The sequence below is a fragment of the Arthrobacter sp. Y81 genome (assembly GCF_002929335.1).
GTDB lineage: Bacteria > Actinomycetota > Actinomycetes > Actinomycetales > Micrococcaceae > Arthrobacter.
In genome coordinates this window covers 17,232-32,137 of the sequence record NZ_PJIL01000021.1, presented here as the reverse complement: position 1 = coordinate 32,137, position 14,906 = coordinate 17,232, and the positions used below count along the sequence as shown (strand labels likewise).

General features: G+C 63.1%; 17 protein-coding genes and 1 pseudogene. 6 read left to right on the top strand and 12 right to left on the bottom strand.

Annotated features, from left to right (window positions below; translation table 11 throughout):
• Positions 1–9: 9 nt before the first annotated feature.
• The gene (locus CXQ91_RS20935; RefSeq protein ID WP_104175808.1) at positions 10–801 is read right to left on the bottom strand and encodes a hypothetical protein; all 792 of its coding nucleotides are present in this window, start codon (positions 799–801) and stop codon (positions 10–12) included.
• A gap of 345 nt (positions 802–1,146) precedes the next feature.
• Between CXQ91_RS20935 and CXQ91_RS20930 the strand changes: the two genes are divergently transcribed.
• Positions 1,147–2,364, top strand: a complete 1,218-nt coding sequence (locus CXQ91_RS20930) for an aminotransferase class I/II-fold pyridoxal phosphate-dependent enzyme (RefSeq protein ID WP_104175807.1) — start codon at positions 1,147–1,149, stop codon at positions 2,362–2,364.
• 36 nt (positions 2,365–2,400) lie between these two features.
• Here the strand turns inward: CXQ91_RS20930 and CXQ91_RS20925 are convergent, their stop codons facing one another.
• Positions 2,401–2,661 (bottom strand): response regulator transcription factor, encoded by a 261-nt coding sequence (locus CXQ91_RS20925; RefSeq protein WP_146072403.1) that lies wholly within the window; start codon positions 2,659–2,661, stop codon positions 2,401–2,403.
• Between the two features lie 614 nt (positions 2,662–3,275).
• On the opposite strand from CXQ91_RS20925, the gene CXQ91_RS20920 reads away from it, so the two are divergent.
• From CXQ91_RS20920 to CXQ91_RS20910, 3 genes and pseudogenes are all read left to right on the top strand, one after another.
• Complete coding sequence (locus tag CXQ91_RS20920; protein WP_104175805.1) at positions 3,276–4,952, top strand: ABC transporter substrate-binding protein; 1,677 nt, start codon at positions 3,276–3,278, stop codon at positions 4,950–4,952.
• Between the two features lie 133 nt (positions 4,953–5,085).
• The gene (locus CXQ91_RS20915) at positions 5,086–6,036 is read left to right on the top strand and encodes an ABC transporter permease (RefSeq protein WP_104175804.1); all 951 of its coding nucleotides are present in this window, start codon (positions 5,086–5,088) and stop codon (positions 6,034–6,036) included.
• Positions 6,033–6,254: pseudogene (locus CXQ91_RS20910) on the top strand (ATP-binding cassette domain-containing protein); the annotation flags it as partial. The gene CXQ91_RS20915 and the pseudogene CXQ91_RS20910, both read left to right, overlap by 4 nt.
• A gap of 13 nt (positions 6,255–6,267) precedes the next feature.
• On the opposite strand, the gene CXQ91_RS20905 reads toward CXQ91_RS20910, so the two are convergent.
• From CXQ91_RS20905 to CXQ91_RS25440, 8 genes are all read right to left on the bottom strand, one after another.
• A complete protein-coding gene (locus CXQ91_RS20905) occupies positions 6,268–7,323 on the bottom strand; it encodes a tetratricopeptide repeat protein (protein WP_104175803.1) in 1,056 nt (351 codons plus the stop codon).
• 106 nt (positions 7,324–7,429) lie between these two features.
• Positions 7,430–7,555 carry a hypothetical protein gene (locus CXQ91_RS25470; RefSeq protein ID WP_258074191.1) on the bottom strand — a complete coding sequence of 42 codons (126 nt, stop codon included), beginning with the start codon at positions 7,553–7,555 and terminating at the stop codon, positions 7,430–7,432.
• Between the two features lie 50 nt (positions 7,556–7,605).
• A complete protein-coding gene (locus CXQ91_RS25465; RefSeq protein WP_258074191.1) occupies positions 7,606–7,731 on the bottom strand; it encodes a hypothetical protein in 126 nt (41 codons plus the stop codon).
• A gap of 50 nt (positions 7,732–7,781) precedes the next feature.
• Positions 7,782–7,907: a hypothetical protein gene (locus CXQ91_RS25460; protein ID WP_258074190.1), complete on the bottom strand. Its 126-nt coding sequence runs from the start codon at positions 7,905–7,907 to the stop codon at positions 7,782–7,784.
• Positions 7,908–7,961: 54 nt separating this feature from the next.
• Complete coding sequence (locus CXQ91_RS25455; protein ID WP_258074189.1) at positions 7,962–8,087, bottom strand: hypothetical protein; 126 nt, start codon at positions 8,085–8,087, stop codon at positions 7,962–7,964.
• A gap of 221 nt (positions 8,088–8,308) precedes the next feature.
• Positions 8,309–8,434 (bottom strand): hypothetical protein, encoded by a 126-nt coding sequence (locus tag CXQ91_RS25450; RefSeq protein ID WP_258074188.1) that lies wholly within the window; start codon positions 8,432–8,434, stop codon positions 8,309–8,311.
• Between the two features lie 221 nt (positions 8,435–8,655).
• The gene (locus CXQ91_RS25445) at positions 8,656–8,787 is read right to left on the bottom strand and encodes a hypothetical protein (protein ID WP_258074186.1); all 132 of its coding nucleotides are present in this window, start codon (positions 8,785–8,787) and stop codon (positions 8,656–8,658) included.
• 55 nt (positions 8,788–8,842) lie between these two features.
• Complete coding sequence (locus CXQ91_RS25440; protein WP_258074185.1) at positions 8,843–8,968, bottom strand: hypothetical protein; 126 nt, start codon at positions 8,966–8,968, stop codon at positions 8,843–8,845.
• 931 nt (positions 8,969–9,899) lie between these two features.
• Here CXQ91_RS25440 and CXQ91_RS20895 point away from each other — a divergent pair.
• Positions 9,900–12,872, top strand: coding sequence for a BTAD domain-containing putative transcriptional regulator (locus CXQ91_RS20895; RefSeq protein ID WP_104175801.1), 2,973 nt, complete (start codon positions 9,900–9,902; stop codon positions 12,870–12,872).
• Between the two features lie 19 nt (positions 12,873–12,891).
• Here CXQ91_RS20895 and CXQ91_RS24895 read toward each other — a convergent pair whose 3' ends face one another.
• Complete coding sequence (locus CXQ91_RS24895) at positions 12,892–13,230, bottom strand: hypothetical protein (protein ID WP_219816560.1); 339 nt, start codon at positions 13,228–13,230, stop codon at positions 12,892–12,894.
• A gap of 275 nt (positions 13,231–13,505) precedes the next feature.
• Here CXQ91_RS24895 and CXQ91_RS20885 point away from each other — a divergent pair, with 275 nt between their 5' ends.
• A complete protein-coding gene (locus CXQ91_RS20885) occupies positions 13,506–14,117 on the top strand; it encodes a carboxymuconolactone decarboxylase family protein (RefSeq protein ID WP_104175800.1) in 612 nt (203 codons plus the stop codon).
• 206 nt (positions 14,118–14,323) lie between these two features.
• On the opposite strand, the gene CXQ91_RS20880 is transcribed toward CXQ91_RS20885, so the two are convergent.
• Positions 14,324–14,887 carry a DUF1579 family protein gene (locus CXQ91_RS20880; protein ID WP_104175834.1) on the bottom strand — a complete coding sequence of 188 codons (564 nt, stop codon included), beginning with the start codon at positions 14,885–14,887 and terminating at the stop codon, positions 14,324–14,326.
• Positions 14,888–14,906 lie beyond the last annotated feature (19 nt).

Below are 14,906 nucleotides of genomic sequence, written 5' to 3'. Positions count from 1 at the left end.
GGCTGGTGGCTACTTCAGGAACGAGGCGTTGAAGGAGTTCAGGTCCACCGGAACGCCGTTGAGGCTGTGCTCGAACTTCTGCTGGATGCCGATCCGCATGGTGCCGGCCGTGTTCCAGCCGCCGTACTGCACCGGGGCCGGGGCGAGGTAGTTGGCTGTCCAGGTTGAGTAGTTGAGGTTGCTGGTGTTCGTGTCCCAGAGCGGGACGTCGGAGAAGGCGGTGCTGTTGCCCATGAGGCCCGGCCACATTCCGCTGCCGCTGTAGATCACGGGCCGCACGCCCATGCCGCGGACCCCGTCCACCATTTGGCGGGTCACCGCCGGGCTGCCGGGCTCAACGTCCAGGGCGAAGAACTGCAGCTGCGAGGCATACGGTCCGGCCGCGTTGATGCCGCCCTGCCAGCAGGAGGCGTCCCGCGTGTACACGGCGATTTTCAGGCCGGCGTCGAGCGCCATCTTGAGCTGGGCCTGGGTCCGGGACCAGGGATCACAAGTACCCCAGGCGGTGGAGTGCATCACGTAAAGCCGGATGCCGGCGTCGTACGCCTTTTTGAACCACGCGGGGTCGGTGATCGCGGCGGTAGTGTCCACGACTTTCACCGAAGAGCTCGAGACGGGCGGGGTGCGCTTGGTGGGCTGCATCTTCGCCTCCTGGACTTTCGCGGGCTGCAGCACAGCGGCTTGGACTTCCGGCGCTGACTGCGCCGGCTTCTGCGCGGACGGTGCGGCGGCAGGTGCCGCTCCGAGGCCCAGCAGAAGGGGCAGGGCAGCAATGGCGGCAACAAGGTTGATCTGAAGCAAACGATACTCCTGGGTCTGGCCCGCCCGGCGGGGATGGGGGCAGGCATGGCGCGGCAAGGCCGCGCGAGGGTGGGGATGCGCAGCTGATCGAGCCCAGTTCCCGGTCAACCCGTGGGACGCCGCACAAGTAGTGCCGGGGTCCGCCCCTACCTTACGGGTGTTGCGGCGAGTATCGAAAACCGCAAAAACGAGTGTTGACTGCTCCGGTGCTTGTCCCGTAGAGGGCGTGGAAGGCATCTCCCATTTACATTGCCGCCGGCGAAGGCCAGAATAAATCGCACAACAGCCTCCACTGGCTCAGCAGCGAGCTGACTTCCATGCTGCTCAAAACAGGGGGCTGCTCTGATGGCCGATCTCTACGAATCCAAGCTTTCCACGCGGGTGGATTTCCCGGCCCGGGCCAGGGCTGTTGCTTCCATTCCTTCATTGCTGAGGCTCCAAGCCTTCCTGCGCATGCATGCCCGGCGCCAGCATGAACCGGGCATCTGTGACTTCACCCTCGGCAATCCGCATCAAATGCCGCAAGAGGCATATGTCGCGGCGCTGCGGAACCAGCTGGAACCCAGGAACGAACTCTGGTTCGCCTACAAATCCAACGGCGTGGAGGCCCAGCAGGCCGCGGCCGCGTCGCTGCAGCGCCTTTTGGAGATGCCGTTCGAGCCGGAGGACATCCACCTCACCACGGGAGGCTTCACCGCCATCGCCATGGCATTGAAGGCCGTGGCCGATCCTGGCGACGAGGTGATCTACAGCCTGCCGCCGTGGTTCCTGTACGAGCCGATCATCACCGAAGCCGGCCTGGTTCCGGTCAAAGTGCTGATCGACACGGAGACGTTCGACCTGGACCTCATGGCCATCGCCTCCGCCATCACGCCCCGCACCCGGGTGGTGATCGTGAATTCCCCCAACAACCCCACAGGCCGGATTTACCCGCCCGCGCTGCTGGTGAAATTGGCGGCGATGCTGGAACTGGCCTCGGAGCGGAACGGACGCCGGATCTATCTCCTGTCCGACGAGGCGTACAACCGGATTGTGTATGACGGCGTCCGCTTCCACAGCCCGGCCGAATACTATCCGCATACCCTGCTGGCGTACTCCTACGGGAAAACCCACCTCGCCCCGGGGCAGCGCATGGGCTACCTGGCCCTGCCGCCCACCATGCCGGACCGGGACGCCCTGCGGGAGATCCTCAGTGCGCTGCAGGTTGCGATGGGCTGGATCTACCCCAACGCGCTGCTCCAGTACGCGCTGCCCGAGCTGGAGACGTTCTCCATCGACGTGGGGCAGCTGCAGCGGAAACGGGACCGGCTCTACGAGGAGCTGACGGGGATGGGCTACCGGCTCCACCGGCCCGAGGGCTCGTTCTATCTGTTCGTCCATTCGCCGGTTCCGGACGACGAAGCGTTCACCGAGTCCCTGGCCACCCGTGACGTTTTTGTGCTGCCGGGGGTCCTGTTTGAAACACCGGGATTCTTCCGGATCTCGCTCACGGCCAACGAAGAGATGGTGGAGCGCAGCCTGCCCGCGTTCGCGGAGGCGATCAGGCTCGCGGGGGTTGGGTGAGTTGCGGGACGGCGCGGGGTTGAGCACTGCGGAACCCTAAGCGCTCCTATGTCCCAGTCTGGCGACAATGGACGGTTGCACCAGCATGTTCCCCGTTTTCACGTGGCGGAGCGTGTCCAGCGCGAGTGCCAGCGGGCCGTCCTGGGGAAGGAAAGCGCACACTCCCAGCGCCGCTGCCTCGCAGAGTGCCGTCGGCGTGCATTCGGCGGTGAGCATCGCGATCCTCGTCTCCGGCGACTCCAGCAGCATCTGCCGGGCTGCGTCGAGTCCGGTTCCATCAGGGAGCCGATAGGCCAATGATCACGGCTTCGGCCTTCAGTGGGCCAGGCCTTGCCCGTGCCGGGGTAGAGGTGCCGGCGCAGCACGCTGACGTCGCTTTCCAGCGTCGGAAGCGCCAAAGTCGGGGCCTGTCCCTCCCACAGCAGGTCTATCAGCCTCCGACGAATCAGCGGGGGAGGTAGAGACCCCGACGGGAGACGTTCAGGTCAGTTTCCCGCTTCACAAAACTCGCACCCGTGTGGAATAGATCTGTCGTGGACTTCACGGGCCTTCCTGACATATTGCATGCGGTGTAGCGCCATGTCTTGCGTCCTGAACGGAGCTAATCTACACCTGAGGGAGGGGTTCCGACGCAAGACTGAGTGCAGTAAGGGGAAGCGCCCCTCATGGAAATTTCCGCCAGGCAAATGGACCGTTGCACCGCAATACTGTGCGCTTGTTCTGCCGAAGCCCGACGGCGGCTGTGGCGCCGCCGAAGGGCGCGTAGCCACAGGACAGCAGCCCCTTCTTTCGGCGCCAGCAACGGCCCTCGGCTCGATCCTCAGTCAGGAGCAATTACTCCACCGCGGATTCTACAGCCGTCCGTTACCAAGAATGTTCCTGACTCACTCCGACAAGTCATAGGAGGCGAAATGCTATTTTCGCGCACTTCCAAAGCACTGGGCATTGTGGCCATCACCGTACTTGCCCTTACGGGATGCGTCGCCGGCACCAAAGGCGGCGGCCAGGCAAGCAGTGATCCCAACAAGATCATCACGGCCTACAGCAATGAACCCCAGAATCCGCTGCTGCCAGCGAACACAAACGAGAATTTTGGCAGTCGCGTCGTAGAGCTGCTCTTCGAAGGTTTGCGTGCCTATGACCCCAACGGAAAGCCTGTGAACGCACTGGCTGAATCCATCGAGACCACCGATGCCCAAAATTGGACCATTAAGGTCAAGAAGGGGACCAAATTCACTAATGGTGAAGAAGTCACAGCCAAGACCTTTATCGACTCCTGGAACTTCGCCGCGCTAAGCGCTAATCTCCAAGTCAACAGTTCGTTTTTCGAGTCCATTGAGGGCTATGACGCCGTGAGCGCAGTCCAGCGGTCAGCGGACGCATCAGGAAAGATCACCACGAATCCTGCCCCTGCTGCACAAACAATGTCAGGACTGGTGCTCAAGGACGATTCCACTATCGCGGTGAAGCTTGCGCAGCCGGAGGCCGACTGGTCGGTACGTCTCGGATACTCGGCCTTCTACCCTCTGCCCTCCGAGGCCTTGAAGGACCCCAAGGCCTACGGAGAGTACCCTGTCGGTAACGGCCCGTACAAGATGGCCGAGGAAGGCGCCTGGGTTCATGACGAGTCCATTTCCCTTGTCAGGAACGACCTGTATGACGGACCTCGTAAGGCCAAGAACGGCGGTGTGACCTTCAAGTTCTACGCAGATCCGGGCCCGGCTTATACTGACCTTCAGGCAGACAACCTTGATGTTAGCGACGTCCTGCCATCGAACGCGCTGAAGACGTACCAGAGCGACTTTCAGGGCCGGAATGCCGCCAAGCCCATCGCCATCAACGCAACGCTTATCGTTCCGCCGTATAATGCGAACTTTCAAGGCGAGGCCGGCAGGCTCCGTCGTCAGGCACTGTCGTACGCAATCAACCGCGAAGAAATTTGTCAGGTGGTCTTCAACGGCACCCGCACTCCGGCTACTGAGTTCACCGCACCGGTTCTTGACGGCTACAGCGACAAGATCCCTGGCAACGAGGTGCTGAAGTTTGATCCTGCCAAGGCCAAGGACCTGTGGGCCCGGGCCGAGAAAATCAGGCCGTACAGTGCTTCCAAGCCCCTCCAGATTGCCTCCAATAGCGACGGCGGCAACAAAGAGTGGATTGACGCTGTCGCCAACGGCTTCAAGAACAACCTCGGAATCGAGTCCGAAATCCAGCCATTTGCGAGGTTCGCCGAGGTCCTGGACCTGCGTGCGTCGCAGTCCCTCCAAGGCCTGACCCGCACCGCCTGGCAGGGCGACTATCCGTCGTTGTACAACTTCCTCGGCCCGGTCTGGAAGACCGGCGCATCCGCTAACTACGAGAAATTCTCCTACCCGGAGTTCGACAAGCTCCTCCAGGAGGGACTCGGAGCCAAAGACACGAGCGAGGCCAACGCCAAGTTCAACCGGGCCCAGGAATTGCTGCTCAAGGAACTGCCCGGATTGCCGCTTTGGTACAACAACCATCCGATCGTGTGGAGCAACAACGTCGTCTTGGCCGAAACCGGCTGGAACGGCGCCGTCCTCTACTATCACATTTTGGCCAAGTAAACCCTCAGGGTTCGATGCCGTGATGCGCTGGAGGTCCCGCTGATCGCCATGCCCCATTTGCCCGGCACGTAGGTAATCATGAGTCGTCACCGAATCTATACGGGAAGCGCGTGGCTTGACCCGAGGATCCGCTATGAATAGTAGTCATCAAAGTGAACACTTCGTGGCACCGGTCGAGGAAACCCCTCTGCTGGCCACAGACGCCCTCAATGTCGAGGCTGCATCGATCAGCCTCTGGGCTGATCTTTGGAAGAAACTCCGTCATAGGCCCCTGTTCATCATTTCCTCCTTCATGATCCTGCTGATCATTGTCGTGGCGCTCTTCCCCGGGCTTTTTACTCAGACACCGCCGAACGAAAACTGCCTTCTTGCCAACTCGGACGGACCGCCTACACCGGGCCACCCACTGGGATTCACGTTCCAAGGATGCGATGTCTACTCACGACTCATCCATGGGACGCAGGCTTCATTGGCTGTCGGAACACTGAGCGTCTTGAGTGTCCTGGTTATCGGCGTGAGCTTCGGCGCTCTCGCTGGCTATTACGGAGGCTGGATCGACGCACTCATCGCACGCATGGGCGAAATCTTCTTCGCCCTGCCGCCACTCCTTGGCGCCTTGGTCATTACCCAGCTTCCACTCTTGCGGGAGAACAAGAGCGTCTGGACTCTCGTGCTTGTCATCTCCATACTGGCGTGGCCTCAGATGGCCCGCATAACCCGCGGTGCCGTCCTTGAGGTCAGGAACGCGGACTTCGTGACGGCTGCGCGGGCATTGGGCGTTTCAAAGTTCAAGGCGCTTGTCCGCCATGTCCTTCCCAACGCGACCGCACCGATCATTGTGCTTGCGACGCTGGAGCTTGGTGTATTCATCGTGCTGGAGGCCACATTGTCCTTCCTGGGCGTAGGCATCCCCACGTCTATCATGTCGTGGGGCAACGATATCTCCGCGGCGCAACAATCGATTCGTACGAATCCGATGGTCCTTATTTACCCGTCCATCGCGTTGTCGGGCACGGTACTGAGCTTCATCATGCTCGGCGACACCATCCGCGATGCCGTCGATCCGAAGAACCACCAGCGATGAAGGAATCAACGAAGAAGACATCGCACGTCATCAATGAAATCGGTTCCGAAGCTGAACCGCCGCCGCTGGAGATCAGGCACCTTGAGGTCATTCAAGACTTCCAGCGAGTTCCAGGCAGTGAGGAACGCACACCTGAGCATCATGCCGGGTGAAACCGCAGCTATCGTGGGTGAATCCGGATATCCGGGAAGTCCACGACAGCCCTGGCACTGTCCGGGGACGCCCTGTGGCTCACAGGTTCTCACCAAGGTTGTGGCGGTTCTGGATGGTGGCGAGTGTGCTCGGATGGTCCGCACCCAGTGTCTGTGTGAACATCTCGATTGCACGGCCGTAGCATTCCCTGGCTTCACCGCGCCGGCCTGTGTCTGAATATACGGTGGCGAGGTTGTTTAGAATTGCGGCGATTTCTGGATGAGACTCTCCGAGAACCCCGCGTTTGATCGCCAGGGCTTCGCCCAGTGTGGCCTCAGCAGATGAATAGTCTCCCTGGGCCTGTTGGATTGCCGCGAGATTGTGAAGCTGGACGGCGACCTCGTAGTGCCTGTCGCCGTAACGGGACCGCCACAACGCAAGCGCTTCGGACAGGATGGCCGCGGCGTCGTCAAAACGCTCCTGACCGGCAAGGACAGCGCCAAGGACCGACAGATCTGCAGCCAATCCGGCTGGGTCCGGCGGGATGGCTGCCCGGCGCATTTGGACCGCCCGTTGGGCGGGTTCTTCGGCCTGAGTAAATTGACCCTGAACGTGGGCTAGGCCCGCGAGGTTGTGATAGATGCCCGCCAGTTCCGGGGCGTCCGCACCGGACTGACCGGTCAGCAAATCAAGGGCCCTCTTGTAGTAGATTCCGGCGTCTTCATAGAGCCCTCGGTCCTTGGAGAGAATCCCCAGGGCGTTGAGAGGTCCAGCTGGCAGAGGGGGGGAATCGGGCGTTCGTTGTGAGAGAGCAAGGGCGTGAGCCAGGGTGAGCGCGGATTCGTCATAGCTGGCGGATAACCGTTGGCTGTTTCCTTTGTGGACGAGGATGGCGACGCACCATGCATCGCGGCTGGGGCTTGGCTCAACCTGCTCCAGAAGGGCAAGCGCTTCGTCGCAGCGGTGCTGGGCTTCAGAATGGTTGGCAAGGTCAGATGCGAATTGTGCGAGTGTCTCTAGAACAGAGACGCGGTCAGCAACACGGGCCAGACTGGTGCTCCCACCTCTGGGCAACAGGTCCAGTGCACGCAGCGCGAGTCTTTCTGCTCGCTCAGTATGGCCGTCTCGCCACAGGGCTTGGGCCTTCGTGTGCATTATTCGTGCCTTGAGGTTCTTTATACCCACGTCAAAACCTGCCTGTCAGGGCATCCCCGGCCCAAATCAGATTGATCCGGGCCGGCGGCTGCTACATGATCAATGGTCAGCGGCGGACGAGCGGTTCGCAATGGTTGAGCCTGGTTCCCGCGAGGGCGGGGCCGGCGGTGGCGGCGGCGAAGCCGAGGGCGGTGGCGGTCAGGACAGCGGCGGTCCAGATTTTGCGGAACATGATGATCTCCTTTTGGGGTTTGCGGTGGTGGGGTTCGGGAAGCTGAGGGGTCAGCGGCGGACGAGCGGTTCGCAATGGTTGAGCCTGGTTCCCGCGAGGGCGGGGCCGGCGGTGGCGGCGGCGAAGCCGAGGGCGGTGGCGGTCAGGACAGCGGCGGTCCAGATTTTGCGGAACATGATGATCTCCTTTTGGGGTTTGCGGTGGTGGGGTTCGGGAAGCTGAGGGGTCAGCGGCGGACGAGCGGTTCGCAATGGTTGAGCCTGGTTCCCGCGAGGGCGGGGCCGGCGGTGGCGGCGGCGAAGCCGAGGGCGGTGGCGGTCAGGACGGCGGCGGTCCAGATTCTGCGGAACATGATGATCTCCTGAGGTGTGTGACGGTTGGGTGGTTTGGGGTACTGGATGCCGTGTCAGCGGCGGACGAGCGGTTCGCAGTGATTCATAGCGATTCCGGCAGTTGCGGGGCCGGCGGTGGCGGCGGCGAAGCCGAGGGCGGTGGCGGTCAGGACGGCGGCGGTCCAGATTTTGCGGAACATGATGATCTCCTTGTTGGGGTTGCGGTGGTGGGGTTCGGGAAGCTGAGGGGTCAGCGGCGGACGACCGGTTCACAATGGTTGATGGCCACGCCGGCGGCTGCGGGGGCGGCGGCGAAGCCGAGGGCGGTGGCGGTCAGGACGGCGGCGGTCCAGATTCTGCGGAACATGATGATCTCCTGAGGTGTGTGACGGTTGGGCGGTTTGGTGTACTGGATGCCGTGTCAGCGGCGGACGAGCGGTTCGCAGTGATTCATACCGATTCCGGCAGTTGCGGGGCCGGCGGTGGCGGCGGCGAAGCCCAGGGCGGTGGCGGTCAGGACGGCGGCGGTCCAGATTTTGCGGAACATGATGAACTCCTTGTTGGGGTTGCGGTGGTGGGGTTCGGGAAGCTGAGGGGTCAGCGGCGGACGACCGGTTCACAATGGTTGATGGCCACGCCGGCGGCTGCGGGGGCGGCGGCGAAGCCGAGGGCGGTGGCGGTCAGGACGGCGGCGGTCCAGATTCTGCGGAACATGATGATCTCCTGAGGTGTGTGACGGTTGGGCGGTTTGGTGTACTGGATGCCGTGTCAGCGGCGGACGAGCGGTTCGCAGTGATTCATACCGAGTCCGGCAGTTGCGGGGCCGGCGGTGGCGGCGGCGAAGCCGAGGGCGGTGGCGGTGGCGGTCAGGACGGCGGCGGTCCAGATTTTGCGGAACATGATGAACTCCCGAGGTGTTAGCGGGTGTGGTGGTGGGTGCGGGATGTCGCGGGGGTCAGCGGCGGACGAGCGGTTCACAATGATTGACGGCCATGCCGGCGGCAGCGGGGCCGGCGGTTGCAGCGGCGAGACCCAGGGCGGCGGTGGTCAGGACGGCGGCGGTCCAGATTTTGCGGAACATGATGATCTCCTGAGGTGTGACGGTTGGGCGGTTTGGGGTACTGGATGCCGCGTCAGCGGCGGACGAGCGGTTCGCAATGATTCATAGGGATTCCGGCAGTTGCGGGGCCGGCGGCGGCGGCGGCGAAACCGAGTGCGGTAGAGAGTGCGAGGGCGGCTGCCCAGATTTTTCGGTACATGATGAATTTCCTATCAAGTGGTTGATATCGGTTGGTGTTCTACGAGGTGGCGCCGAGGTCCTGAGAGATCGATTGGCTAAATGGGCCGGGCACCTTCTGAGTGTGCCTGTCCCTGTGGCTGTCAATCCAAGCAGTCCGGCCAAATTTCCTGGCCCCAGATCTGGCGGTGATCGTCAGTCAGTGTGGTGGGTTGCAACTCGTCGGCTGCCGCAAGTCCGGCGTTGTTCGCGAGTGCGTGAATCCGCTGACTGTTGCGGGTCCTGCATGTTTCTATACGCTTCATGATCAGGATCCCCTCTAGATCGTTAGGTTTGGTGTGGACGGTGGTGCTTTTGTGATCCGCTATTGCTGACTGGTGTGTATCTCGTGTTCTAAGAGTCGCGCGCAGGCCTTAAGCGATCCTTAATTCACCGCGATGGGCCAAACCATCGGCACTGGTCGGTCGGGGTGGTGCACGCCTGAAACGATCGTTCGGCTGGCCCTCATGCTTGCCATCGGCAACTTCCATGCCGGCTCGAAGGCTTTGCTCTTTTGCCTGACGCAACAGCTGTCTCAGCGTGTTGGTGCTGCACCGAAGCGGTGCACTAGACCCTGTGCGTGTCGCAGAGGCATGATAGGGACGAAGCAGCAGGACCTTCAGAATCCGAGCGGCTGTCTGGGCAGCCGCTGCTGAAGCGGGCGTCGCCACGTCGACGTGCTTCTCGAGACCGGGTCGGTAGGGTCTGAGGAGCGGGCAGTGAGGAGTGTCGTGCGGTGAGTGCACTTTGGATAAAGGCCCTGGGCCCGCTGGAGGTCGTTGTTGGCGCTACTCCGGTTGCCGTCGGTGCTGCTCAGCAGCGAATTGTGTTGGAGTGTCTGGCCCTGCGGGCCAACTCGGTTGTGACGCCTGATTTCTTGGTTGAGGCTGTCTGGGCGGACCACCCGCCTGCGAAGCCGGGCCCGCAGTTGCAGGTGTATGTAGCGAACCTGCGACGCATGCTGGATCCCGATCGTTCCAAGGGTGTGGCTTCCCAGCGGCTGGCCAGACGGTCGGGCGGCTATGTGCTGACTGTTGACGAGGATGAGCTTGACCTACTGCAGTTTCGTGCGCAGGTTGTGGCCGGTGAGTTGGCGGTGCAGACAGCGAATTTGGCCGCAGGTGCGGATTGTCTCCGAGAGGCGGTGGAGCTGTTCAGGGGGCCGGTGTTTCCTGACCTGGCTGATATCGAGTTGTTCCGGCCAGAGCTGGACGAGCTGGAGGAGTCCCAGATAGATGTATACCAGGATCTGATTGAGGTTGAGCTCGCGCTCGGTCGGCACGGCACTCTGGTGGGCGAGTTGCAGTCGTTGGTGGCCCAGCAGCCGTATCGGGAGCGGCTGTGGGCGGCGCTCGTGCTCGCCTTGTACCGTTCCGATCGGCAGGCAGATGCGCTTGCGGCCTGCCGTGACGCGCGCCACGTCTTCATTGAGGAGCTTGGCATCGACCCCGGTCCACGCTTGCGGCAATTGGAACGGTCTGTGCTGCAACAGGACGGGTCACTGGCGGCTCCTGCCGCTGATGGGCACCGCCGGATCAGGCAACGACTGGACAACCTTCCGGCCGAACTCACGCCGCTGGTTGGGCGGGACGCGGAGCTCGATGCGCTGTGCTCCTTGTATTTAGCCGAAGGCGGCAGGTTGGTCACCATCACGGGTCCGGGTGGGACCGGCAAGACCCGCTTGGCCTTAACAGCGGCGGGAAGGCTCGGCGCGAGAATGTCAGACGGCGTATGCTGGGTCAACCTCGCCCCGCTCACTCAAATCCAGCAAGTGCCGGCCGCAATCGCGGCTGCGCTCGGCTTGGAGGACTTGGCGGGCGCTGACCCGCTGAAAATCGTGACTGGATTCCTGCGCCCCCGTCGGCTGTTGTTGGTCTTGGACAACTTCGAGCAGTTGGAGGAGGCGTGGCCGGTTGTGCTGGACATGCTCACCGCCGCACCCGGCCTGCGTATCCTGACTACGAGCCGACGACCTCTCGGACTGCGCGCCGAGTACGAATACGAGCTTGCGCCTTTGGCTTTGCCGCCACTCGACCCGCCGCTCCCGCTGCCCTTGCTGCAAGATGTGCCCGCGGTGGAACTCTTCCTGATCCGCGGCCGGGCTGTCCGCCCGCATTTCAGTCTGAACAGCAACAACGCTGCGGTCGTGACCCGGCTGTGTCGCCGCCTGGACGGTCTTCCGCTCGCAATCGAACTGGCTGCGGCCCAATTGCGGCATCGAAACGAACGCGAACTGCTTGACGATCTGGAGGCAAGTCTTGCCGCCCTGCCGGCAGCGTTCCGCGATCTTCCGGATCGCCAGCGAACCCTCACCGCGACGATTGCGTGGAGTTACCAGCTGCTCGGTGAAGCTGAACGGCGACTTTTCGATCAGCTCGGCGTCTTCGCTGCTGATCCGACTGTAGCGGCAGTCAGCTGTATCCGCGGGCTGGCAGCCGATGTAGAGTCGGCGGCCGAAGACTTGCTGACGATACTCGCACGCCATAGCCTGCTGCGTCGCTACACGGACGCGACGGGAGCAAGCCGAGTGTCGATGCTCCATGCGATCCGGGAGTTCGCTCGCGACCACCTCAGGTCCCTTGACGACGCGGCCATGGTAGGGCGTCGGCACGCCGAGTTCTATCTCAGCTTAGCCGAGGCTGTCAGCCCCCGGCTGTGGGGGCAGGATCAGGTGGACGCCTTCCGGTTGCTGCACGCCGATGCGCCGGATCTGCGCGGAGCACTGTTGTGGGCCACCGGACCGGACGGCTCGACCGATTTGGCGCTGGGTCTCGTCGGACACCTTTGGCATTACTGGGAGCTCACCGGAGACGTGGCCGAGCAGTGCGAGATCGCCCTGAAGCTGCTGGCCTGCGCGTCCGATGCTCCGCCATCGCTCAAAGCTCCCGCGCTTAGTGGAACAGCCACCCTCTGTTGGATGCTCGGCCGCAACGATGAGGCCGCAGGCCTCCATCACCTGTCGCGCCAGGCATTCCAGAGCGCCGGCAACGACCAAGGTGTCGCCTGGGCCACGATGTGTCTAGCGACGCAGGCGGCCGAGCGAGACGAGACAGCCACCGCTCAGCGGCTCGCTGCAGAAGCATTGTCGCTGCCGGATGCCAGCCCCCGCACCCGCGTCGCCGCTTTGATTATTCGGAGTCTGTTGGCGTTCTACGCCGGGGACCACGCCCGGGCCCTTGACCTGTGCCGCGAATGCGTCGAACATGCCCGACCGCTCGGCGATCGAGCGCTCCTCGGGAATACGTTGGTTAACCTCGCCGACAGCACACAGCAAGCCGGCGACTACGACACGGCGGAACAGCTGCTGTACGAGGCACTCGGCGCGGCGCTCGAGCTCGGTGCACAGGGGCATGTCGTGGCTTTCCTCGAGTCAATCGCCAGCGTCTACGTCGATCAGCACCGCGTTGAGGAGGCCATCCGCGTGCTGGCGGCCGCCGACGCTCACCGCACAGACAGAGGGCTTCCGCTCTTCCCCGCAGAACAGCGGCGCATCGAATCGATCGTCACGAAGGCGCGCACTGAGGCCGGTCCGATCCGCTTCGGCCTCGCATGGGCAGGCGGACAGGCGCTGACACTCACACAGATCGTCAACGAGGTGATTCTCACCAAACAGGAAAGCCACCAACAGGAACCTCACACCGAACAGACCATTCGTTCAGCCACCGACCTGCCAATTGCCAGAGACCTGAGCCCGGCGCCGTGGTCCTGACACTCTCGGAATCTGAAGGTCAACGGTCACGGCTGATGCAGCGAAGAGCTGGCGCCAGGAATTCTCGATTGGGATTGGGGGTTCTCCTTGAATCCTTCTGACTCAAGGGCAGCGACCTGTAGCTGTTCGCCAGGTTGATCAGCCGGCCCTTGGACACCGGGGCGCCGAGGTGGAGCAGGAGGATTTCCAGGATCTGGCGCGGTTTGGGTCCGCCCAGTTCATGCGCGCCAAGCGTCTTTGTTCCCCGTCGAATCGTCAGCGGGCCCGGGATACTGACGTCCAGCTTGCGGGACGGCGCCCTTCGCCGCGGGCCCCACGGCGGGTGTTGCGGTTTCGAGGCAATGTCCAGTTCCAGCATGCGGGCAACCCCCAAATTCAACACCGACAACGGTTAGGGACAATCCTTGCCCAGCAGGCTTATGAACCGCCCGAGTGGTCAGTACCTGTTCTTCCTGGCCCACTCCTGCATGGAGGCCCGGCTGCTACGCACTGTGCCGCCGTCTCCCGAACACGCCGGGCCGTGTGTTGACTCGCCGGTGGTCGCGGAGGAATATCGCACTTGTCCGCACCGGCGCTGCCAGGGCTCTCCACCGCCGTGCAGCGCGGGTGGCCCCAGCCGGAAGAAGGATCCCCATGTCCATACTCGCCACCACTCCCGAAAGCCAGGCGTTCGGCCTGAAGGCGAAGATATACGACGACGACCTCCGGTCCCACGGTTACGTCGCCAAGCACACGAAGGACCTGGCGGTGAACCCGGAGGCGTATGTGGCGTTTGAAGCGCTCATCAGCGCCATCACCCAGAACATGGACGTGCGGCGCTACGAGCTGATCACCCTGGCCGCCGCCCAGTCGCTCGGTTCGGCACACTGCCGGCTGGCCCACGGACTGAAGGCGCTGCGGGCCATTGCCGAGGAAGAGCTGGTGCAGATCGCCAAGGACTACCACAACGCGGGACTAACACCGGCGGAGGTGGCCATGATGGAGTATGCCGAGCGGCTCAGCACGGACGCCGTGGCCATGACCGATGCCGACACCCTCGAGCTGCGGGACCACGGCTTCACCGACCGGGAAATCCTGGACATCACACTGGCCGCCGCCGCCAGGAATTACGTGAGCCGCACGCTGCAGGCCATCGCGGCGGAAGTCGATGTTCCCACCAAGCTCTCCCCGCAGCTCCGCAGCGCCCTGCTGTCTCCCTTGGCGCAGTACGGCGCAGCCGCGAAGCCCCGGCACCGCGACGCCTGACCCCCAAACGCTCTCTCACTTCCTGCCGTGAAAAACCCAACGCTCTCTCAGTTCCTGCCGTAAAAACCCCAACGCTCTCTCACCGCGTGCCGGCATGCCTGGAATAGCGAGAGAGCGTTTGAGAAAAACGTGCAGGAAGTGAGAGAGCGTCACGAGTCGTAGCGCAGCGCTGGCCGGCGGTCGGGCGAGGAGGAAGCCTGTCCCTCCTAGGCCTGCCGCCGGTATGTTGCGTCGACCACCTGGTACGGATCATGGCCCGGCACCATGTTGTGCATGGTGATCCGTCCGCCGTTCCCGTCGCCGGGGTGGACGTGGATCTGCCAGCCCCAGTCGGGTCCGGACGGGGCGGGGTACCAGCCGGTCAGACGGATCACGCCGTCGTCGTCGATGTTCCCGTCGAGGGTCAGCCATTCCGGCCCGGAGTGGAAGGAATCAACCCAGACCGCTTTGGCCCCTTGGGTTCCGGCGGTCCCTTCCGCCGGCGCCCCGTCCCCCACGTCGGACACTGCCGCCGCGTCCTCCTCTTCGGGCGCCGCCGAGCCCTCCTCGGGCGCCTCGCCAGCCGCCGGGCCGGAGCCCAGGAGCAGCAGGCCGCTCTGCGGCTTGCCCTCGTGCTGCCACGTGTACTCGATGGTCACGAACGCCCCGGCCGTCACGGTGACGGTCGCGGCCGACACCGATTCCTGGTAGTCGTCCGTGGGCATGATCCGTAGCAAGTTGTGGCCCTGCCAGCTTCCGATGAACGGCGCCAAACTTTCGATAATCGTCATACCGGCAGTCTGGCGGGTA